This window comes from Corallococcus sp. AS-1-12 (assembly GCF_020036995.1).
Lineage (GTDB): Bacteria > Myxococcota > Myxococcia > Myxococcales > Myxococcaceae > Corallococcus.
This window is the reverse complement of record NZ_JAIQDD010000005.1, coordinates 10,805-33,118: the sequence shown is the minus strand read 5'-3', so window position 1 is coordinate 33,118 and position 22,314 is coordinate 10,805. Positions and strand designations below refer to the sequence as shown.

Below are 22,314 nucleotides of genomic sequence, written 5' to 3'. Positions count from 1 at the left end.
GAGCCTGGAGGCCCGCCAGGGCCCTGGAGGCCCCAGCCGTCAGGGGGCAGCCAGGCCGTCCTCGGCCTTGGGAATGCCTCCGGAGCGGCCGGAATGGGTGCGCGGCACCGGGGAGAGCAGCTCCTCCAGCACGGAGCGGGCTCCGGCGGCGCGCTCGCCCGGCGTGCCTCCCGAGGCCAGCGTGGACGGCGGCGCCTCCACCAGGGGCAGGTCCTCCAGCTTCACCTTCACCATCATGGGGCGGCCCAGCCGGCGCAGGTGGAGCCGGATGTGCTGGCCCACGCCGCGCGCGGCCACCTGCCAGCGCAGCGTGTGCGCCCGCTCCACGGACAGCCGGTCCATGTTCAGGATGACGTCGCCGGTGCGCAGGCCCGCGCGGGCCGCGGGGCCGTCCTCCACCACGTCCGTCACCACCACGCCCCGGCCGCGGGGGTTCAGGTTGAAGGCCTGCGCCACCTCCGGGGAGAAGTCCTGCACGCTGATGCCCATCCACCCGCGGCGCATGCGCCCGTGGGCCTTGAGCTGCGGAATCACCGTCTTCGCGATGTCGATGGGGATGGCGAACCCGATGCCCTGGCCGGACACGTTCACGGCGTTGGCCACCGCCACCACGTCGCCGTGCAGGTCCAACACCGGCCCGCCGGAGTTGCCCGGGTTGATGGAGGCGTCCATCTGCAGGTAGTCGAAGTCGCCGTCGCGGCCGTTGGGCGTCACGTCCGTGCGGCCCACGTAGCTCACCACGCCCACCGTCACGGAGTGCGCCAGCCCGAACGGGTTGCCGATGACGACCACCCAGTCCGCGATGCCCACGTGGGACGCGGACGCCAGCTTCAGCACCGGCAGCTTCCGGGGCGCGTCCACCTTGAGCAGCGCGCAGTCCGTGCGCTCGTCCTCGCCCACCACCGTGGCGGGGAACTCCTCCACGTAGCCGTTGGCGCTGCGGATGGAGATGGTGACCTCCGAGGCCCCGTCCACCACGTGCGCGCTGGTGAGGATGTAGCCGTCCGGGTGGATGATGAAGCCGGAGCCGATGCCGCGCTGGGGCTCCTCGCCCGGGGCCACGTCCGCCAGGTCCTGGCGCGTGGTGATGGACACCACGGCCGGCATGGCCTTGCGGGCCACTTCACTGATGTTGGAGTGCTGCCGGGAGACGGCGCGGTTGCGCGACTCCAGCCACAGCTTCCCGGGCGGGCGGGTCCCGGCGCTCGCCGCCGTCCCCAGCGCGCACGCCAGCACCGCCAGTGTGATGCCGCCCCCGAACCGCGTCCAACCCATGGGCCCCGCCTTCCCACCACCGTCCAACCCAATGCCCCGGCGCAACCTAGGCACGGGGTGGGGCGGGGGGAAGGGGCAGGCCGGCGATCAGCAACCGGCCCCGCGGGGACCCATGGCCGCCTCGGCGCCTACTTCTTCTTGGCGATGATGTCGTTGATGGCCGCCCGGTCCTCGGCGGTGATGCGCTCGCGCGGGCCCGCCGCGTTGGCGGACTTCTGCGACACGGCGCCCTTCGCGTCCTCCAGCGCGTCCCCCACGCTGCCCTTCACCTTGTCCAGGGTGGAAGGGTTCACGGTGCGCTTCCAGGTGCGCTCCATGTGCTCCAGGGGGGAACGGCCATCCACGTTGCCCCGCGCCAGGAAGACGCCCAGACCCACCGCGCAGGTCGTCCAGACCAGGAACTTCAACACGCCCATGATTCACATCCTCCTACGTCGTCTTACATCGGCCCGGGGCACATGGCGAGTTTCCTGACCTGTCGCTCGGGAGTCGCTGACAGGGGCCCTGGGGGCCCTTAAGGTCCAGGCGCTTGCAGCCCGAAGAACTCATCAGGGCCGCCCAGACGCGGGCGGCGGGATTGGACGTGGGGCGGGGGGACGCGGCGCTGGAGCGCGTGCGGGCCCAGGCCTCGGCGTTGTTCGCGAAACTGCCGGAGCCCCCGGTGTACCGGCGCGCGGAGGACCCGTCGCGCAAGGCGGCGCAGGCGCTCTTGCCGGAGATGGAGCGGGTGCTGGCGGAGGCCTTCGCGGTGGCGCGCGAGCCGGCGGTGTCGCCGCTGGTGGACCGGCTGGTGGCGGCCCTCCGCGCGCACGCGGAGGCGCTGGTGCACACCGCGGACGGCCGGCTGGAGGCGGCGGAGCTGGCGTGGCGCAAGGCGCAGGAGCTGGAGCGCGCCGCGCACCCCACGCGTCAGATGGTGGGCCAGCCGTCCCGGCCGCCGCCGGTGTTCGACAAGGGGACGGGCCTGTCGCGCTACGACCCGCGCAACGCGGCCCAGGCGACCGTGAAGCTGGTGTGCCCCAACACGGGCTGCAAGCGCATGGGGGACTACGCCTTCGTCCCGACGCACGCCTACCACCGCTTCGTCTGCCCGGCGTGCCGTGTGCCCTTCCTGGCCTACTTCGGGGAACTGAAGGGCCTGGAGGTGGAGCACCGGCGCAGCTCCAGGCGCTACCGCTTCACGGTGGACGAGGTGGGCAGCACCGTCACCACGCGCATCGACTTCGAGGAGGCGGGCGGGCAGGAGTTCCCGGCCGCGCGGCGCGACCTTCTGGCCTTCCTCTACACGGAGCAGCGGGAGCTGAAGGTCGTGGTGAACCTCACCAACGGCAAGCTGATGTGGGTGAGCCCCGCGTCGTCGTGCTTTGTGGTGACGGCGGCCTTTGGCGAGGGCGCGCCGGAGCTCACGGCCTTCCGCGCCTTCCGCGACGACGTGCTCAGGAAGAGCCGGCTCGGCCAGGGGTTCATCGACGGTTACTATCACTGGGGCCCTCCGCTGGCGGCGTGGGTGGTGCGCAGGCCCCGGGTGCGGGCGGGGGTGCGCTGGGCCCTGACGCGGGTGCACGGCCGCCTGACACGGAAGGAACGGGGATGACACAGCAGGCTGGGACGGAAGGGACGCCGCCGCCGGGCGCGCGCGGGGACAAGGCCAAGACGGCGCTGTCCGTGGTGGCGGTGCTGGGACTGGCGGCGCTGGCGTTCCTGGGCGTGCGCGAGGCGCAGCGGGCGCGGCTGGTGCCGGACGGGGTGTCGCCGCCGGCCTTCCAGTTGACGAAGCACGAGGGCGGCTCGCTCGCGCTGTCGGACCTGAAGGGGCGGGTGGTGATGCTCGACTTCTGGGCCACCTGGTGTCCGCCGTGCCGCGAGGAGATGCCGTCCCTGGTGAAGCTGGCCAAGGAGTACGAGTCCCAGGGGCTCGTCTTCGTGGCGGCCAGCCGGGACGAGGGCTCCACGGCGTCCCAGGAGGTGGACTACTTCCTCCAGCGCTTCCAGCCGGACCTGCGGCCGTACGTCGTCTACGCGGACGACAACATGGCGCGGGCCTTCCAGGTGAACGCGCTGCCCACGCTCTACTTCCTGGACCGGGACGGCAAGGTCATCGACGCGCAGCGCGGCATGCTGTCCGAGGACGGCCTGCGCCGCCGCATCGAGCGCGCGCTCAAGCGCTAGAGTGGAGGGCATGACCCTCTACGACGCGGACACGGTCGACACGTGCACCTGGCCGCAGACGCCTCAGGCGCGTCTGGCGCGTGACTACTTCGTGCCGCTGATGAAGCGCGGCAGCACCGCCTTCCTCTCCGACCGCACCACCCTGCGGCTGCTGGCGATGGATGACCTGCGCATCCCGCTGGCCATCAACGAGGCGGAGTACGGCAACTCCCCGCTGCACTCGCTGTGGGTGCGCTACATCGGCCTGCCGGTGCAGGCGGTGACGGCGCAGACGTACGGCGCGGCGCGCGCGGTGGTGATGCGCGGGGCCATGCGGACGCTGGGCGGGATGTTGAAGGCGGCGCGCATCGACAAGTGCGTCTACGTGGACCACTGGCTGGTGCTGCGCAACCTGAGCGTGGAGCTCGACGAGGCCCGGCTGGAGCGCCTCACCGCCTTCCTCGTCGAGCGGTTCCCCGGCCACGCCATCGTGTTCCCCGCGCTCAACCCGGCGAACGCGTCGCCGCTGCTCAACACGCTGGCCGCCCGGGACTACGGCTTCGTCTACGGGTCGCACACGCGCATGACGCTGCCCACGCACGAGGTCAGCCGGCAGGTGCGCGAGAACCGGCGCCGCGACGGGCGGCTGCTGGAGGCCGCGGGCTACCGCGTCGTGGACGGGCGGGAGCTGCCGGAGTGCGCGCCCCGGCTGCGGGAGCTGTACCGGTCGCTCAACGCGGACAAGTACCACTCCACGCTCGACTTCACGGAGGAGTGGTTCGCGTGGACGCTGCGCGAGGGCATCTTCCAGTACTGGCTCGCGGTGAAGGACGGGCGCGTGGACGGCTTCTACGCCACGCACGTCAGCGACGACACGGTCTGGTCCCCGCTGTTCGGCTATGACCTGTCGCTGCCGCAGGAGCTGGGCCTGTACCGGGGGCTCGTGCACCGGCTGATGCAGGACGCGCTGGAGGTGGGGCTCACCATCGAGCTGGGGCCGGGCGCGGATCCGTTCAAGAGCCTGCGCGGCTCGCAGCCGGTGCCCCGCTGGACGGCGTATTACGTGAAGCACCTGTCGGGCTTCCGCCAGTACGCGTGGCGCACGCTGCAACGCTACGTCAACGGAGGCGTGCGGCCCGCGGCGAACGCGATGCTGCGCAAGATTGATGGCGACGGCATCGTCGGCTTCGGACCGCTGACGCTGCCCTTCACGCCGCCCACGGGACAGACGCCGCGCGAAGCGGCCCGGGCGCTGCGCGAGCAGGTGGACGCGCTGGAGGCCTCCCTGGAGTCCGCCGCCCGCCTGGAGGGCGAGGCCCGGCTGCGCGCGCTCTCGCCGCTGTCGCAGACCCTGCACAACTGGCCGCAGCCCATGCGCCGCGTGGTGGCCCTGCGCGAGCGGCTGACGCGGCTGGAGCAGGAGGCGCGCCGCAAGCCCGCGCAGGCCGCGGCGCCCACGAGCGTGGCTCCCGCGGAGCATGCCCGGCAGCTCCTCCAGGACGCGACGCGCTGGGGGGACACGGCGCTCGTCGCCGCGCACCTGGGCGAGGTCCCGGCCCCGCACCTCAAGGCGCTGGTGGAGGCGCTGCGGCAGGCGGCGGGCAGCGTGGGCGTGGTGCTCACCGCCACGCGCGGCGGCAAGGTGGTGCTGGTGACGGCCGCGAGCGACGCGCTCCGAGGCCAGGGCGTGGACGCGGGCCAGCTCATGGCCCAGGCGGCGCCCTGCGTGGAGGGCAAGGGCGGCGGCTCGCCGGAGGTGGCGTGGGGTGGCGGCTCGCGCGCGGACGGCATCGACGCGGCGCTCAGCGCGACCCGGCGCTTCGTGGAGTCGCGGCTCGCGGGCCCGGTGCCGTCCGGCGGCGTGGGCTGAGCGTCAGAGCACCTGACGCACGGCCTCCTCCAGCTTCGCCCTGGGCACGGCGCCCACCACCTGCTTCACCACCTTCCCCCCCTTGAAGAACAGCAGGGTGGGCATGGCGCGGATGCCGTACTGCTCGGGCGTCCGCGGGTGGTCGTCCACGTTGAGCTTGGCCATCTTCATCCGGCCCTTGTACTCGGCGGCCAGCGAGTCGATGACCGGCGCGAGGACCCGGCACGGCGGGCACCACGTGGCGGTGAAGTCCACCAGCACCGGCTCGTTCGACTCCAGCACCTCCCGTTGGAACTCCGCGTCTCCCAGCTCGATGACGTCGCCAGCCATGGGGCCCATCCTTCGCGTGAAGGGCGCGGGCCTCACGTGGGGCCGCGCCTCGTGTCCACGGGATGTAATCGCGGCCGGCAGCGGCGACGAGCGCCCCTGGCGGGACGCATTGTTCCGCCAGGAGCCCTCTACTCCTCCTGCCACGGGAGCGCGGCGCCGCGCGCGGACAGCAGCTTGAGGAAGGCGCGCACCTTGAGGGGCAACTGCCGGCTGCTCGGGTAGACGGCGAAGATGGGCAGGCCCGGGGGCGTGTCCGCCTCCAGCACGGGGACGAGCAGCCCCGCGCGCACGTCGTCCGCCACCAGCGACGCCGCGAGCCGCACGATGCCCAGTCCCGCTCGCGCCGCCGCCTGGCCCGCGCGCTCGCTCGGCACGCGCAGGCGGCCCGTCACCGGCACGGTGCGCGCGCTCCGGCCCTCTCCGAAGAACCACACCTCGTCGGTGCCGGACTCGGCCAGGAGGATGCACTCGTGGGCCGTCAGCGCCTCGGGCGTCCGGGGCGTGCCGTGGCGGCCGAGGTAATGCGGGCTGGCGTAGTAGCCCGTGCGCAGACGCCCGAGCCTGCGCGCCATCAGCGACGAGTCCGCGAGCGGCCCGGTGCGCAGCGCCAGGTCGTACTCCTCCGCGATGAGGTCCACGTGCGTCTGCGCGAGCGACACCTCCACGCGCAGCCGGGGGTGGTGCAGGAGCAGCTCCGCGATGACGGGCGTGAGCAGCTCACCCAGCAGCGACAGCGTGGCGATGCGCAGCGTGCCCTGGGGCGTGCCGCGTGACTCGCTCACCGCCGCGTTCACCTCGCGGGCCTCGGCGACGAGCCGCGCGCAGTGCGCGTGGTACTCGCGGCCCGCCTCCGTGAGGCGGAGCCTGCGCGTGTTGCGCTCGAGCAGCCGGATGCCCAGGCGCTCCTCCAGGGCGGCCAGCCGGCGGCTCACCGTGGACTTGCGCAGGCCCAGGCGCTCCGCCGCGGAGGTGATGCTGGCCGCCGCCACCACCTCCGCGAAGAGGACCATGTCGTCCAGCAGGGGCGGGTTCGCGGCCACGACCGCCAGCCTATGTCCCGGTTGGAACCGGCGCGAGCCCGCCGTGCGTCAGTCGTTGGCCGCGCCCGCGAGGATCCACGAGCGGACCAGGACGTTGAGGCCCGGGTGCTGGTCGAAGAACTCGGGCTTGCCCGTGGGCATGCGGTCTCCGCACTCCGTGCCCTCCATCTTCCGGATGAGCGCCGAGTTGTCCGGGTCGCCGGGCGTGACGCGCCGGAGGTTGCCGCAGGCCCTGGCGGTGACGTTGACCAGGTTCGCGTGGCTGCTGGCCGCCGCGAGGCTCAGGTTTCCGGCCTTGCCGTGGCAGGTCGTGCACTCCCCGGTGCTCCACAGCGCCTGGACGTCCGCGCCGTAGCGGGGCACCGACACGGGCAGGGTGACGGTCCGCACCACGGGCGGGCTCACGCCATCCGAGACGCTCACGGAGAAGGTGAACGCGGTCTGCGTGGCCACGACGGGCGAATACCACTGCGCGCTCGGGCCCTGGGTGCCGCCCACCCAGGTGCCAGGGGTGCTGGGGGCGACCTGCGCCCACGTGTAGGTCAGCGGGTCGCCGTCCGGGTCGCTCGCGGTGACGGAGAGGGTGCCGGTCGCTCCGGCCACCAGCGACGTGGGCGCCAGGGTGTCGCTCACGGTGGGCGCCTGGTTGCTCTTGCGCACGGAGACCTCGATGGAGCCCTCGGTGGTGCCACCCTTGCCGTCGCTCACGGTGACCTTCAGCCGGAAGCTCCGGGCGCTGTCCACGTCGGGCGCGGTCCAGGAGGGCTGGGGCGCGGAGGGGTTGTCGAAGGTGCCCGCTGGGGAGGCAGGCTCCTGCGTCCAGGAGTAGGTGAGCGAATCTCCGTCAGCATCCGACGCCTCCAACGTCGTCTCGACCGGCGTGCCAGACGTCACGCTCGCGGCCTGCACGGTGGGGCCGGTGAGGGTGGGCGGCGTGTTGGGCGCGGGGGAGGCATCATCACCGCAGGAGATTCCTCCCGACCCGATGACCAGCAGGGGCAACAGGAGCCGTAGGGAAAGGTGCATGGGGGTCCTCGGAACGCGAGTGCCCGGCAAGCTGGTACGCGGTGGTGATTTCAACCCAGTGTCCGCGAGGGTTGGACAAAATCAGGCTGAAGCACGTTCAGGATGTTCTTGAAGGCAGTCCGGTCAGAGCACGCCATGTTCCGAATCGAGTCAGAGAAAGAGTTGCTGCGCGCGTTCCGCTCCAGGGATCGCAAGCACGTTGAACTGCCCAAGGGCACCCAGCTCCCGCTCTTCGTCCGGGACTACCTCTCGTGGGTGGATCCGTACGGGGTGCGCGTCTTCCTGGTGTTCGTCGCCCCCGGGGGCAATCAGCCCACGGGCATCGCCTTCCGCAGGGATCAGCAGGGGGACCCGACCCTGTCGCCCAAGATGTGTGAGTGGTGCCGGACGGCCACCGATGCGGAGATCGGCCTGCTCACCACGGATGTGGATTCGAAGCGCCGGGTGGGGGTGAACGTCTGCCTGGACCTGCGCTGCGGTGAGCGGCTGGAGGCCATGTCGGACCGGACCGGCCGCAGCGACCTGGACGACAAGGCGCGGCTGGTGGAGCGCATGGCGCGCTTCGCGAGCGAAGCGCTGGGGCTGGAGCCCGGCTCGGACGCGTGAGGCGGCGGGCCCGCGCGTCCGGGCCCGCGCCCCTTTCCCCTACGGCAGCGTCCGGAGGTGCTGGAGCAGCGGCTCCGCCACGGTGGTGGCGTGGGGCGCGCTCAGCATCGAGTAGTGCTCTGCCTGCACGTCGTACGACGTGACGGGCCCCGTGAGCCAGTCGCTCCAGTCCGTCTCCTCGGACGCCGGCGGTCCCACGGTGGCCCGGAAGAGGACCGTGGGCCCCGAGTAGCCGCCCACGGGCACGTAGGTGCGCAGGGCCTCGTAGAACCGCGCGTGCAGGGCGAAGAGGCGCTCAGCGCCTTCCAGGTCCAGGCCCAGGTTGTTCGCGGGCGAGACGCGGACCTGCTCCAGGACGTACGCGAGCCTCTCGCGTGCCTCCATGCGCCGCAGGCGTTCCAGGTCCAGGGACAGGTCCTGCCAACGCAGGCCGAGCGTCCGTCCGAAGAGCGCGAGCAGCCCGAGCGGATCGGCTTCTGGACGCGGCTGGGGCGTGGGCACGGCGGAGTCGATGAGCGTCAGCAGCTCCACCGCTTCACCCACGGCCTGGAGCTGACGCGCCATCTCCAGCGCGACGAGCCCGCCGAAGGACCACCCCCCCAGCAGGTACGGTCCCCGCGGCTGCACGGCGCGGACCTGGGCGAGGTAGTCGCGCGCCAGCGCTTCGATGGATGCCGGAGGAAGCGCGCCGCCCTCCAGGCCTGACGCGGCCACCCCGTAGACCGGCCGGTCGTGGCCCAACTGGCGCACGAGTTCGGCATAGCCCAGCACGCCGCCACCGCCGCCGTGGATGAGGAAGAGGGGACGCTTCCCCTCGGCGCCGGCTTCCAGCCGCACCAGGTTGGTGGGACGCGGAGGGGCTTCCTCCTGGAGCCGCCGCGCCAGCGCCTCGACGGTGCCGTGCTGGAAGAGGGCCGCCATGGGGAGCGCGTGCCCGGTGTGCACCCGGATGGAGGCGATCAACTTCAGGGCCAGCAGCGAGTGGCCGCCCAGCTCGAAGAAGTTGTCGGTGATGCTGACGCGAGGCACGCGCAGCACCTCCGCGAAGCACCCGGCGAGCTGTTCTTCCAGCGGCGTGCGGGGCGCGACGTGGCTTCCGGACGCGGAGGAGACCGCGGCGTCAGGGACGGGGAGGGCCTTGCGGTCCACCTTGCCGTTGGAGTTGAGGGGCAGGGCGTCCAGCCGCATCACGGCGGAGGGCAGCATGTAGTCCGGCAGCCGCTGCTTGAGGAACGCGCGCAGCTCGGCCACGTCCACGGCTTCGGACGCGACGTAGGCGACGAGGCGCTTGTCGCCGGGCACGTCCTCGCGGACCACGACGACCGCGCTCCGTACCGAGGGATGGGCGCGCAGGGCGGCTTCGATTTCGGGCAGCTCGATGCGGAAGCCGCGCACCTTCACCTGCGAGTCCGCGCGGCCCAGGAACTCCAGCACGCCGTCCTCGCGCCAGCGGCCGAGGTCGCCGGTGCGGTAGAGGCGTGCGCCGGGCGTGGAGGAGAACGGGTCGGGGAGGAAGCGCTCCGCGGTGAGCGCGGGCTGGCCCACGTAGCCGCGCGCGAGTCCGTCCCCGCCGATGAACAGCTCGCCCTGGATGCCCGGGGCAACAGGCTGGCCAGAGGCATCCAGCACGTAGACCCGCATGTTGCTGTGCGGGCGGCCCAGCGGGACGGAGGCGCCCACCTGGGAGGCGTGCGTGAAGCGGTGGCTGGTGGCGAAGACCGTGGTCTCCGTGGGGCCATAGAACGCGCTGACAGGGACGCCCAACTGCTCCAGCACGCGGCGCACGTGGGACGCGGAGATGACGTCGCCGCCGGTGAGCACCCGGCGCACGGAGCGCAGCGCGGGCAGGTGCGTGTCCACCAACTGGGTGAAGAAGCCAATGGTGATCCACAGCGTCGTCACGCCGTGGTGCACCAGCACCCGCTCCAACTCGTGCGGATCCGTCGGAGGGTGGGCGGGGAAGACGGCCAGCTTCGCGCCATGAAGCAGCGCGCCCCAGACCTCGAAGGTGGAGGCGTCGAAGGCGAGGGGCGCCATCATCAGCAACGTCTCGTCAGGCCCGAAGGGGGTGTAGTCGACGCCGAAGAGGGTGCGGAGCACGGCGGCGTGAGGCGTGCCGACCCCCTTGGGCCTGCCGGTGGAGCCGGAGGTGAAGTCGATGTACGCGAGGCTCTGGGGCAGGGCGCTGCGCGGAAGCGCATGCGAGGGCAGCGCGTCGAGGGACACCTCCTCCAGCACCACGGGCAACAGGGCCTCATGAGGCAGGTTCGGCAGCAATGCCCGCGACGTGAGGAGGACATGGGGCCGTGCGTCCTCGACCATCGCGGCCAGACGCGCGCGCGGGTAGGCCGGGTCCAGCGGGACGTAGGCCGCCCCCGCCTTGAGGATGGCGACGAGCGAGACGACGAGCTCCAGCGAACGCTCCAGGGCCAGGGCCACGCGCGAGTCGGTGTCCACGCCCAGCGAGCGCAGGTGCCAGGCGAGCCGGTTGGCGCGCTCATCCAACTGCCGGTAGGTGAGGCGCGTGTCCCCGAACTCGACGGCGACCTTCTCCGGGAAGCGGGCCACCACCTGCTCGAACACCTCCGGCAACGTGGAGTCGCGCGGGTACTCAGCGGCCGTCGCGTTCCACTCCACCAGCACCCGCTGGCGCTCCGCGTCCGTCAGCAGCGACACGGAGTCGAGCGGTGCCTCGGGCCGGGCCACGAGGGCCTCCGCCAACGTGCGGAAGTGCTCCGCCATGCGCGCGGCCGTGCGCGGCTCGAACAGGGCGGTGTTGTAGAGCAGCCCTCCCGAGATGCCCTCGGGTGACTCCACCAGGCTCAGCTCCAGGTCGACCTTGGCCGCGGTCTCCTCCACGCCCAGCGGGCGCGGCGTCAGCGCCTCACCCTCCGGCGCGGGCGGGGCCCCCTCTCGCGTGCTGAAGAGCACCTGGAACAGCGGCGCGCGGCTCGGATCCCGCGCGGGCCTCAACGCCTCCACCAGCCGTTCGAAGGGCAGATCCTGGTGGGCATAGGCCCCCAGCGCGCCCTCCTTCACCCGGCGCAGCAACTGGCGGAACGAGCCCCGGCGGTCCACCCGGGCCCGCAGCGCCAGCGTGTTGACGAAGAAGCCGATGAGCCCCTCCAGCTCTTCCGGCCCGCGGCCCGCGATGGGCGAGCCGACGACGAAGTCCTCCTGACCCGAATAGACGGCCAGCAGGACCTGCCAGAGCGCGAGCAGGGCCATGAACGGCGTGACGACCTCCTGCTGGCAGAGCGCCTTGAGGCCCCGCGCGCTCGTCCGCGACAGGCTCACGGGGACCTGCGCGCCGCGGTAGGTCTGCACGGCCGGACGCGGCTTGTCCGTGGGCAGCTCCAGCGCGTGGGGCACGCCGTCGAGCTGCTGCTTCCACCACCCCAGTTGCTGCTCCAGCACCTCGCCCTGGAGCCAGCGCCGCTGCCACGTCGCGTAGTCCGCGTACTGGAGCGTCAGCGGCGGCAGGGGCGAAGGCTGGCCGTTCGAGAACGCCGCGTGGAGCGCGGTCAACTCCGCGACGAGGACGCGGTTGGACCAGCCATCCGAGACGATGTGGTGCAGCGTGACGAGCAGCACGTGCCGCCGCGCGGACAGGCGCAGCAGGGTGGCGCGCATCAACGGCGCGCGGGTCAGGTCGAACGGGATGCGCGCTTCCTCCAGGGCCCGCCGCCGCGCCTCCTCCTCCTGCTCCGCCTCCGGCAGGTGGCTCAGGTCCACCTGGGCCAGGGGCAGCTCGGCGTGCGGGTGCGGCTGCTGGAAGGGCTCGCCGTCCTCGCGGGCGTGGAACGTGGTGCGCAGGGCCTCATGGCGGTGGACGAGCTCCTGAAGACCTCGCGCCAGCGCCCCGGCGTCCAGCGGACCGTCGAGCCGCAAGGCCGCGGGGACGTTGTAGTGGACGCTCCCCGGTTCCAGCCGGTCGAGGAACCACAGCCGCTGCTGCGCGAACGACAGCGGCAGCGGCCCGCCGCGCGGCACGGGCACCAGCGGAGGACGCCCGGCGCCCCCCGGACCCCGCGAGCCGGCCTCGATGCGCGAGGCCAGCGCCTCCACGGTGGAGGCTTCAAACAGCGTGCGCAGCGGCAGCTCCGCGCCCGTCTCCGCGCGCACCCTCGACACCACCTGCGTCGCGAGCAACGAGTGGCCGCCCAACGCGAAGAAGTCGTCCTTCACGCCCACGCGCGGCAGGCGCAGCACCTGGGCCCAGATGGCCGCCAGCTTCGCCTCCAGCTCCGTTCGCGGCGCTTCGTACGCGGCGCTGGAGGTCCGCGCCTCCGGCTCCGGCAACGCCTTGCGGTCGACCTTCCCGTTGACGTTGAGCGGCAGCGCCTCCAGCACCACCCACACGGTGGGCACCATGGCCTCCGTCAACCGCTGGCGCAGTCGGGCCTTCAACGCGTCCGGCTCCAGCGTCGCGCCGGCCTTCGGCGCCACGTACGCGACCAGCCGCTTCTCCGTGCCCTCTCCCTTCGCCACGACGACGGCTTCCTTCACCGTCTCCACCTGGCGCAGCGCGGCCTCGACTTCACCCAGCTCGATGCGGAAGCCGCGCACCTTCACCTGGAAGTCGAAGCGGCCCAGGAAGTCGAGCGTGCCGTCCTCCAACCAGCGGGCCTTGTCGCCTGTGCGGTAGAGGCGCTCGCCCGGCGTGGAGGCGAAGGGATGCGGGACGAAGCGCTCCGCGGTCAGCTCGGGGCGGTTCAGGTAGCCCCAGGCCAGGCCCTTGCCGCCGACGAACACCTCGCCCGCGACGCCCACCGGCACCGGCTGCAGGTGCGCGTCGAGGACGTAGGTGGTGGCGTTCGGGATGGGCCGGCCAATGGACACCGGGCCCTCCACGCGAGCGCTCCGCTCCAGCGGCAGCGTGGTGGAGAAGGTCGTGTTCTCCGTGGGGCCGTAGGCATGGATGACCGTCGCGCCTTCGGGGAGGCGGGCGAGGTGGTCGCGCATGCGTGGCCAGGGCATCACCTCACCGCCCGCCAGGACCTGGCTCACGCCCGCGAGCGCCTCGCCCTGGTGCAGGACCATCTGCTCGAAGAGCGCGGTCGTCATGAACAGCGCCGTCACGCGGTGGCGCACCAGTTGTGCGGCCAGCTCCTCCAGCGACAGGGCCTGCGGCGGCGTGAGGACGACCTTCGCGCCGTGCAGCAGCGCACCCCAGATTTCGAGCGTCGACGCGTCGAAGGCGATGGGGGCGAACTGCAGCCAGACCTGCTCCGGTCCGAAGCGCATGAAGGTGCTGCCCAGCACCAGGCGCGTGATGCCCCGGTGGGGCACGCAGACGCCCTTGGGGCGGCCGGTGCTGCCGGAGGTGAACATGATGTAGGCCAGGGCCTCGCCGTCCACGCGGACCTCCGGCGCGTGCGTGGGCCTGGTCGCGATGGCGTCCCACCCGGCATCCAGCCAGACGCGGGCGCCGGAGGCGGGCAGCAGCGGCGCGAAGGGCTGATGCGTCAGCGTCACGCTGACCTCGGCATCGGCGAGCAGCGCGGCGGTGCGCTCCACCGGAGCGTTGCGGTCCACGGGGACGTAGGCGGCGCCCAGCTTGAGGATGGCGAGCAGCGCCGTCACCAGCTCGAAGGACCGTTCGAGGGCCAGCCCGACGCGCGCGCCCGGGACGACGCCCAGCGCGCGCAGGTGATGGGCCAGTTGGTTCGCGCGGGACTCCAGCCGCGCATACGTCAGCGAGTCCTCCCCCTGCACCACGGCCACGGCGTCCGGCGTGCGCCGGGCCTGCTCGGCGAAGTGGACGTGGACGGGGACGTCCGTCGGGCTGGCGACGGCGGTGTCGTTCCAGTCCACGAGGAGCCGCTGGCGCTCGTCGCGGGAGAGCAGCGGCAGCCGGGCCACGGGCTGGCCGGGGTTCGCGACCGCGGCCTCCAGCAGCGTGCGCAGGTGGTCCATCATCCGGAGCGCGGTCGAGGGGTTGAACAGGTCCGCGCGGTAGCTCAGCGCGCCCCGCAGCCCCTGCGGTGTCCGCACCAGCGAGAGCGTGAGGTCGAACGGGGTCGTCTGCTCCGACTGCTCCATCGGCAGCAGCCGGAGCGTGGAGCCGTCGCGGCCCGCCGGCAGCGACTGGGGCTGCGGCGGCGCGTCCCGCAGCGCGAGCACGGCCTGGAAGAGGGGCGAGTGGCTCAGGCTGCGCTGGGGATGCAGCTCCTCCACCAGCTTCTCGAAGGGCGCGTCCTGGTGCTCATAGGCCGCGAGCGTGGTGGCGCGCACCTGGCCCAGCAGCTCGCGGAAGGAGGCCTTCGGGTCCACGCGCGCGCGCAGCACCAGCGTGTTCACGAAGAAGCCGATGAGCCCTTCTGTCTCCTCGCGCGTGCGCCCGGCGATGGGCGAGCCGACGGGGATGTCCTCCTGGCCCGCGTAGCGCGAGAGCAGCGCCTGCCAGGCCGCCATCAGGCCCATGAAGAGCGTGGCGCCCTCGCGCTGGCACAGCGCCTGGAGCGCCTGTGACAGCGCCTCCGGCAACTGCACGGGCACCTGGGCGCCCACGGGGGACAGGATGCGGGGACGCGGCCGGTCCGTGGGCAGCTCCAGGAGCGGCGGCACGCCAGCGAGCTGCCGGCGCCAGTAGGCCAGGTGGTGTTCCAGCACCTCGTCCTTCAGCCACGCGCGCTGCCACGTCGCGAAGTCGGCGTATTGCACGGGCAGCGGCGGCAGCGGGACGGGCTGTCCCGCGACGTGGGCACCGTAGAGCGCGGTCAACTCCCGCACGAGCACGCCCATGGACCACCCGTCGGAGACGATGTGGTGCATGTTCAGCCACAGCACGTGCGTGGTGGCGTCCAGGCGCAGCAGCGCCGTGCGCAAGAGGGGTCCGCGCTCCAGGTCGAACGGGTGAAGGGCCTCTTCCCGCAACCGCCGGGCGACGGCCTCCTCCGGGACCGCGCCCAGCTCCACCGTCTCCAGCGCGAAGGGCCCCGTGGGGAGGATGACCTGGACGGGCTGCCCCTCCTGGGAGACGAAGACGGTGCGCAGGGCCTCGTGGCGGGCGATGAGCGAGGCGAAGGCCTTCTCCAGCGCGGGCACGTCCAGCGCGCCTTCCACGCGCAGGGCCAGGAAGAGGTTGTAGGTGGCGCTGCCCGGCTCGAGCTGATCCACGAGCCACAGCCGCTGCTGCGCGAAGGACAGGGGCAGCGGGCCCGCGCGGGAGACCGGGACGAGGGGGGGCGGAGGCGGCAGCGCCACCACGCCGCGTCCGCGCAGTGCTCGCAGGACTTCCCGCGCCCGGTGGTGCGCTTCCGCCCAGCTCAGCGTGTGGCCCTCGTGCTCGAAGGCGGCGGTGCCGGGGTTGCGCCGGGCCTGTGCCTCCAGCAGTCCGGGCAGGGACGCGTCCTCCGCCGTGGCCGCGCCGGGCTCGCTCCAGGAGTGGAGCAGCAGCCCGCGCTCCTCGAGCGTGAGCATGGGCAGCGCGGAGAGGCGGCGCTCCGGTGCGTTCAGGGCCCCGGCCAGCAGCGCGCGCAGGTGGCCCACCATGCGGCTGGCGGTGGAGGCGTCGAAGAGGTCGGTGTTGTATTCGAGCAGGCCCTTCAGCCCGTCGGCGGTGTCGTTCAGCGCCAGGGTGAGGTCGAACTTCGCCGTGCCGCCCCGGGGCTCCAGCGGCTGGAGCTTGAGGCCCGTGCCCAGCGTCTCCGGCATGGGCGCGTTCTGGTACGCGAGCATCACCTGGAAGAGCGGCGTGCGGCGCGGGTCCCGCTCCGGCCGGAGCGCCTCCACCAGCTTCTCGAAGGGCACGTCCTGGTGCGCGTACGCCCCCAGGGACACGTCGCGCACGCGGGCGAGCAATTCACGGAAGCTCGGGTCCCCGTCCAGCTTCGTGCGCAGCACCAGCGTGTTGACGAAGAAGCCGATGAGCCCCTCCAGCTCCGCGTGGTGACGGCCCGCGATGGGCGAGCCCACGGAGACGTCCTCCTGGCCGCTGTAGCGCGAGAGCAGCACCTGGAACGCGGCCAGCACCACCATGGAGGGCGTGACGCCCTCGCCGCGGCAGAGCGCCTGCATCGCGTCCGACAGCTCGCGCGGGAACTGGAAGGGCACCACCGCGCCCCGGAAGGTCTGGGCCGCGGGCCGAGGCCGATCCGTGGGCAGCTCCAGGGCCTTCGGTGCGCCGTGGAGCTGCTGGCGCCACCAGCCGAGCTGGGCCTCCAGTGCGTCGTCGCGCAGCCAGCCGCGCTGCCAGACGGAGTAGTCCGCGTACTGCACGGGCAGCGGCTTGAGCCTCGGGGCCCGGCCCTCGGTGTGGGCGGCGTACAGCGTGGTCAACTCCTGGAGGAGCACGCCCATGGACCAGGCGTCGGAGATGACGTGGTGCATGGTCAGCAGCAGCAGGTGGTGCTGCTCGCTCATGCGCACCAGCAGGACGCGCCAGAGCGGACCGGCTTCCAGGTCGAAGACCTGCCGTGCCTCGTCGTCGAGGATGGCGCCGAGCGCGTGCTCGGCATCCGGCAGCGTGCTCAGGTCCATCCAGCCGGCGGGCAGCGTGGGGGACGCGCTGATGACCTGGACGGGGCCGGACGCCTCTTCACGGAAGGTGGTGCGCAGGGATTCGTGGCGCTGGGACAGGTCGCGCAGGCCCCGTGCGAGCGCGGGCACGTCGAGCGGGCCTTCGAGCCGCATGACGAAGGGGAGGTTGTACGCGGTGCTGTCGGGCTCCAGCTTCGCGAAGAACCACAACCGCTGCTGGGCGAAGGACAGGGGCAGGCCGCCGTCGCGAGGCACCGGCTTGAGCGCGGGCGCGGCGAGGGCGGGGCGCACCGGGCCCTGGGACTCCAGCCGGTGGGCGATGGCTTCCACGGTGGGGGCCGCGAAGAAGTTCGCGATGGACAGCTCCGCCTGGAACGCACGGCGGATGCGCGAGAGGATCTGCGTGGCGCTGAGTGAATTGCCGCCCAGGTCGAAGAAGTTGTCCTCGGCGCCGACCGTGCCCGTCTGGAGGACCTCTTCCCAGAGCGTGGCGAGCAGCCGCTCGGTGTCCGTGCGCGGAGGGCGCGTCCGTGCGCGGGTCTGGAAGGTGGAGGGCGCGGGGAGGGCCTTGCGGTCCACCTTGCCGTTGGAGTTGAGGGGCAGGGCGTCCAGTCGCCCCATGGCGGAGGGCAGCATGTAGTCCGGCAGCCGCTGCTTGAGGAACGAGCGCAGTTCGGCCACGTCCAGGGACTCGGGCGCGACGACGTAGGCGACGAGGCGCTTGTCGCCGGGCACGTCCTCGCGGGCCATGACGACGGCCTCGCGCACTTCAGGATGGGCGCGCAGGGCGGCTTCGATTTCGGGCAGCTCGATGCGGAAGCCGCGCACCTTCACCTGCGAGTCCGCGCGGCCCAGGAACTCCAGCACGCCGTCCTCGCGCCAGCGGCCGAGGTCGCCGGTGCGGTAGAGGCGTGCGCCGGGCGTGGAGGAGAACGGGTCGGGGAGGAAGCGCTCCGCGGTGAGCGCGGGCTGGCCCACGTAGCCGCGCGCGAGTCCGTCCCCGCCGATGAACAGCTCGCCCTGGATGCCCGGGGCAACAGGCTGGCCAGAGGCATCCAGCACGTAGACCCGCATGTTGCTGTGCGGGCGGCCCAGCGGGACGGAGGCGCCCACCTGGGAGGCGTGCGTGAAGCGGTGGCTGGTGGCGAAGACCGTGGTCTCCGTGGGGCCATAGAACGCGGAGACAGGGACGCCCAACTGCTCCAGCACGCGGCGCACGTGGGACGCGGAGATGACATCACCGCCCGTGAGCACCCGGCGAAGGGAGCGCAGCGCGGGCAGGTGCGTGTCCACCAACTGGGTGAAGAAGCCGATGGTTATCCACAGCGTCGTCACGCCGTGATGCACCAGCACCCGCTCCAGCTCGTGCGGATCCGTCGGAGGGTGGGCGGGGAAGACGGCCAGCTTCGCGCCATGAAGCAGCGCGCCCCAGACCTCGAAGGTGGAGGCGTCGAAGGCGAGGGGCGCCATCATCAGCAACGTCTCGTCAGGCCCGAAGGGGGTGTAGTCGACGCCGAAGAGGGTGCGGAGCACGGCGGCGTGAGGCGTGCCGACCCCCTTGGGCCTGCCGGTGGAGCCGGAGGTGAAGTCGATGTACGCGAGGCTCTGGGGCAGGGCGCTGCGCGGAAGCGCATGCGAGGGCAGCGCGTCGAGGGACACCTCCTCCAGCACCACGGGCAACAGGGCCTCATGAGGCAGGTTCGGCAGCAATGCCCGTGACGTGAGGAGGACATGGGGCCGTGCGTCCTCGACCATCGCGGCCAGACGCGCGCGCGGATAGGCCGGGTCCAGCGGCACGTAGGCCGCACCTGCCTTGAGGATGGCGACGAGCGAGACGACGAGCTCCAGCGAACGCTCCAGGGCCACGGCCACGCGCGAGTCGGTGTCCGCGCCCAGCGAGCGCAGGTGCCAGGCGAGCCGGTTGGCGCGCTCATCCAACTGCCGGTAGGTGAGGCGCGTATCCCCGAACTCGACGGCGACCTTCTCCGGGAAGCGGGCCACCACCTGCTCGAACACCTCCGGCAACGTGGAGTCGCGCGGGTACTCAGCGGCCGTCGCGTTCCACTCCACCAGCACGCGCTGGCGCAGTTCGGTCGTCAGGGGGACACGTGGCTGCGTATCGGCGCGGGCCTGCGAGTCTTCGGCTTCCGCCGCGTTCGACTCCGTCACCACCGGCTGGCGCAGCTCGGTCGTCAGGGAGGCACGTGGCTGCGCGGCGGCGCGGGCCGTCCACTCACGCGCGACATCCTCCAGCGGAACCATGGGCACGGGCCGCGAACGGGCTCCCTGTGCCTTGCGCGGTGCGGGGAGCGGCTGCCCCTTGCCCGCGAGCGCCTCGTCGATGAGACGTGCCACGGCGTCCAGCGTGGGGGTTTCAAACAAGCGCCGGAGGGGCAGCTCCACCGAGAAGGCCTGACGGATCCGGCTGAGCGCCTGCGTGGCCAACAGCGAATGCCCGCCCAGGTCGAAGAAGTGATCCTTCGCCCCGACGCGCGTCACGCCGAGCAACTCCTGCCACAGGCCCGCCAGCCGCTGCTCGGTGGGCGTGCGAGGCGCGACGTACTCCCGAGGGTCACTCCCCGCCAGGTCCGGAGCCGGCAGCGCCTTGCGGTCCACCTTGCCGTTGGTCGTGAGCGGGAGCGCGGGCAGCACCACCACGGCCGACGGCACCATGTACTCAGGCAGCGCGTCCTTGAGCGCCGCCCGCAGCCCGCCGCCGTTGGCGTCAACGCCGTCGCGAAGCACGACGTAGCCCACCAGCCGCTTGCCGCCGGGCCCGTCCTCGCGCGCCACCACCACCGCGTCCCGCACCGGGGGCAGCTTCGCCAGCGCGGCCTCCACCTCACCCAGCTCGATGCGGAAGCCACGCACCTTCACCTGCGCGTCCGCCCGGCCCACGAACTCCAGCGTGCCGTCCTCGCGCCAGCGCACCACGTCGCCCGTGCGGTACAGCCGCGCTCCCGCCTCGCCGGAGAAGGCATCCGGCACGAAGCGCTCGGCCGTCAGCGCGGGCCGGCCCGAATAGCCTCGCGCCACGCCCACGCCGCCCAGGTGCAGCTCGCCCTTCACGCCCACGGGCACGAGCCCGCCCCGCGCATCCAGCACGTACGCGCGCACGTTGGCCAGCGGCCGGCCAATGGACGGCACGCGCCCGTCCGCCGTGCACTCGGTGAGCGTGGCCATGACGGTGGCCTCCGTGGGGCCGTACGTGTTGAGGAACACGCGGCCCGGAGCCCACCGCGCCACCACCTCCGGGGGCAGCGCTTCACCGCCCGAGATGACGGTCCGCAGCGCGGGCAGTCCCTCCGGAGCCGTGGCCGCGAGCGTCGCTGGCGTGAGGCTGATGACCGTCAGGGCCTCGTCGCGCAGCAGCTTGCGCAGCGGCTCACCGGGCATCAGGTCCTCCAGCGGCGCCAGCACCAGCGTGGCCCCGCTGCACAGCGTGGTGAAGATCTCCTCCACCGACAGGTCGAACGAGAGGCTGGCGAACTGGAGGACGCGGCTGCCCGGCCCGATGCCATAGGCCGTGGCCTCATGCGCGACCAGGTTGCAGACGCCACGGTGCTCGATGGCGGTCCCCTTGGGCATGCCCGTGCTGCCAGAGGTGTAGAGCACGTAGGCGAGGTTCCGGGCTCCCACGCCGGAGTCCGGAGCGAGCACGCTCTCCCCCGCGAGCGCATCCCGCTCCACGTCCAGGCACAGCGCACGGGAGCGCGGCGCCTCCGGGAAGCGCTCCAGCAGCGGGCCCTGCGTCACCAGCACGGAGGCGCCGCTGTCCTCCAGCATGAAGGCCAGCCGCTCCCGAGGCAGCAGCGGATCCACCGGCACCCACGCACCGCCCGCTTTGAGGATGCCGAGCAACCCCACGGCGACGTCCAGCGAGCGCTCCACGCTCAAGGCCACCCGGGCCTCCGGCCCCACGCCCCGGCGGCGCAGCGCCTGCGCGAGCTGGTTCGCGCGGGCATCCAACTGCGCGTACGTGAGTGTCTGTCCCTGGAACCGCACGGCCACCGTGTCGGGCGTCCGCCGCGCCTGCGCTTCGAAGAGCGTGTGCAGGCAGCAGTCCTCCGGGAAGGGCGCGGCGCCGCCAGCCCACTCGCGCTGGACCCGCATGGCCTCGGCCGCGTCCATCAAGGGCAGCTCGGAGACGCGCCGGCCCGGCTCCGCGACCGCGCCCTCCAGCAGCGTGCGCAGGTGCGCGAGCAGCCGCTGGATGGAGCCGGGGTCGAAGAGGTCCGTGTTGTACTCCGCCGTGAGGCGCATGCCCTGCGGCACCTCCATGGCGATGAGCGACAGGTCCGTCTTGCTGGTGCGGTTGTCCACCGGCTGCGCGTCCAGGACGAGCCCCGGCAGTCGCAGCGGCGGCAGCGGCGCGTTCTGCAGCGTCAGCGCCACCTGGAAGAGGGGATTGACGCTCAACTGGCGCTCCGGCTTCAGCGCGTCCACCAGCTTCTCGAAGGGCACGTCCTGGTGCGCGTAGGCCTCCAGCGTGGACTCGCGCACGCGGCCGAGCAGCTCGCGGAAGGACGGCTGGCCGGACAGGTCCGTGCGCAGGGCCAGGTAGTTGGTGAACAGGCCGATGAGCCCTTCCAGCTCCGCGCGGCCACGGCCGGCCACGGACGTGCCCACCACCACGTCTTGCTGGCCGCTGTAGCGCGACAGCAGCACCTGGAAGCCCGCGAGCAGCACGCCGAAGAGGGTGTTGCCCTCCGCGAGCGCGAGCGCCTTCAGCGCCTCCACGAGCGCCGCGGGCAGCACCGCGTTGATGCGCGCACCGCGTCCGGAGAGGACCGCCGCGCGGGGCCTGTCGGTGGGCAGCTCCAGCACCGCGTCCGGATCCAACCGCTGGCGCCAGAAGCCCAGGTGCGACTCCAGCACCTCGCCCTTCAGGAACTCGCGCTGCCAGGCCGCGTAGTCGGCGTACTGCATGGGCAGCGCGGCCAGCGGTGACGGCTTGCCCTCCGCGAGCGCCGGATACAGCGCGCTCAGCTCGCGCACCAGCACCCCCATGGACCAGCCGTCCGTGATGATGTGGTGCAGCTTGAGCAGCAGCACGTGCTCCAGCGCATCCAGCCGGTACAGCACCGTGCGCAGCAGCGGTCCCTTCTCCAGGTCGAAAGGCTGGCGCGCCTCGTCGGTGATCAGCCGCGAGGCCTCCGCCTCACGCTCCGCCGCGGGCAGCGATTGGAGGTCCACCAGCGGCAGCGCCAGGTCCAACGCGGGCGCGATGTGCTGCAGCGGCCGGCCGTCCTGCTCGACGAAGGTGGTGCGCAGCGGCGCGTGACGCCGCACCAGCGCCTGGAGGCTGGCGTGCAGCACCGCCACGTCCAGCACCCCGGAGAAGCGCACGCGGACCGGGATGTTGAAGGCGGCGCTGCCCGGGCTCAGCCGGTCCTGGAACCACATGCGCTCCTGGCTGAAGGACACCGGCGCCTGCGTGGGGCGGACCTTGCCGCGCAGCAGCTCCGCCAGCCGCGCGCGCTTCTGCTCCGGCGTCAGCCCCGGGCCATTACCTTCTGCTTCAAATGTCCTCAT

The 22,314-nt window shown here is 72.6% G+C and carries 10 protein-coding genes; 4 read left to right on the top strand and 6 right to left on the bottom strand.

Translation table 11 applies throughout. The features are described from left to right. Positions 1-39: 39 nt before the first annotated feature. Both K8556_RS09780 and K8556_RS09775 read right to left on the bottom strand, forming a co-directional pair. Positions 40-1,275, bottom strand: coding sequence for a S1C family serine protease (locus tag K8556_RS09780; RefSeq protein WP_223739772.1), 1,236 nt, complete (start codon positions 1,273-1,275; stop codon positions 40-42). Positions 1,276-1,403: 128 nt separating this feature from the next. Next, positions 1,404-1,691 (bottom strand): hypothetical protein, encoded by a 288-nt coding sequence (locus tag K8556_RS09775; protein ID WP_120568221.1) that lies wholly within the window; start codon positions 1,689-1,691, stop codon positions 1,404-1,406. Between the two features lie 113 nt (positions 1,692-1,804). On the opposite strand from K8556_RS09775, the gene K8556_RS09770 reads away from it, so the two are divergent. The 3 genes from K8556_RS09770 to K8556_RS09760 are packed head-to-tail and all read left to right on the top strand — an operon-like array spanning position 1,805 to position 5,293. Next, positions 1,805-2,869, top strand: coding sequence for a CFI-box-CTERM domain-containing protein (locus K8556_RS09770; RefSeq protein ID WP_223739771.1), 1,065 nt, complete (start codon positions 1,805-1,807; stop codon positions 2,867-2,869). Beyond that, complete coding sequence (locus tag K8556_RS09765) at positions 2,866-3,444, top strand: TlpA disulfide reductase family protein (RefSeq protein ID WP_223739770.1); 579 nt, start codon at positions 2,866-2,868, stop codon at positions 3,442-3,444. Before K8556_RS09770 ends, K8556_RS09765 begins: the two co-directional genes overlap by 4 nt. 10 nt (positions 3,445-3,454) lie before the next feature. Continuing rightward, positions 3,455-5,293: a DHHA1 domain-containing protein gene (locus K8556_RS09760; RefSeq protein ID WP_223739769.1), complete on the top strand. Its 1,839-nt coding sequence runs from the start codon at positions 3,455-3,457 to the stop codon at positions 5,291-5,293. Positions 5,294-5,296: 3 nt separating this feature from the next. Here the strand turns inward: K8556_RS09760 and trxA are convergent, their stop codons facing one another. The 3 genes from trxA to K8556_RS09745 all read right to left on the bottom strand — a co-directional run bounded on the left by trxA (position 5,297) and on the right by K8556_RS09745 (position 7,689). Continuing rightward, positions 5,297-5,623: a thioredoxin gene (trxA, locus tag K8556_RS09755; protein ID WP_014398791.1), complete on the bottom strand. Its 327-nt coding sequence runs from the start codon at positions 5,621-5,623 to the stop codon at positions 5,297-5,299. A 128-nt stretch (positions 5,624-5,751) separates the two neighbouring features. Next, the gene (locus K8556_RS09750) at positions 5,752-6,663 is read right to left on the bottom strand and encodes a LysR family transcriptional regulator (RefSeq protein ID WP_223739768.1); all 912 of its coding nucleotides are present in this window, start codon (positions 6,661-6,663) and stop codon (positions 5,752-5,754) included. 48 nt (positions 6,664-6,711) lie between these two features. Next, positions 6,712-7,689 carry an Ig-like domain-containing protein gene (locus K8556_RS09745; protein WP_223739767.1) on the bottom strand — a complete coding sequence of 326 codons (978 nt, stop codon included), beginning with the start codon at positions 7,687-7,689 and terminating at the stop codon, positions 6,712-6,714. A gap of 135 nt (positions 7,690-7,824) precedes the next feature. On the opposite strand from K8556_RS09745, the gene K8556_RS09740 reads away from it, so the two are divergent. After that, the gene (locus K8556_RS09740; protein ID WP_223739766.1) at positions 7,825-8,295 is read left to right on the top strand and encodes an FBP domain-containing protein; all 471 of its coding nucleotides are present in this window, start codon (positions 7,825-7,827) and stop codon (positions 8,293-8,295) included. A gap of 39 nt (positions 8,296-8,334) precedes the next feature. On the opposite strand, the gene K8556_RS09735 is transcribed toward K8556_RS09740, so the two are convergent. Beyond that, positions 8,335-22,314 carry a non-ribosomal peptide synthetase gene (locus K8556_RS09735; protein WP_223739765.1) on the bottom strand — a complete coding sequence of 4,660 codons (13,980 nt, stop codon included), beginning with the start codon at positions 22,312-22,314 and terminating at the stop codon, positions 8,335-8,337.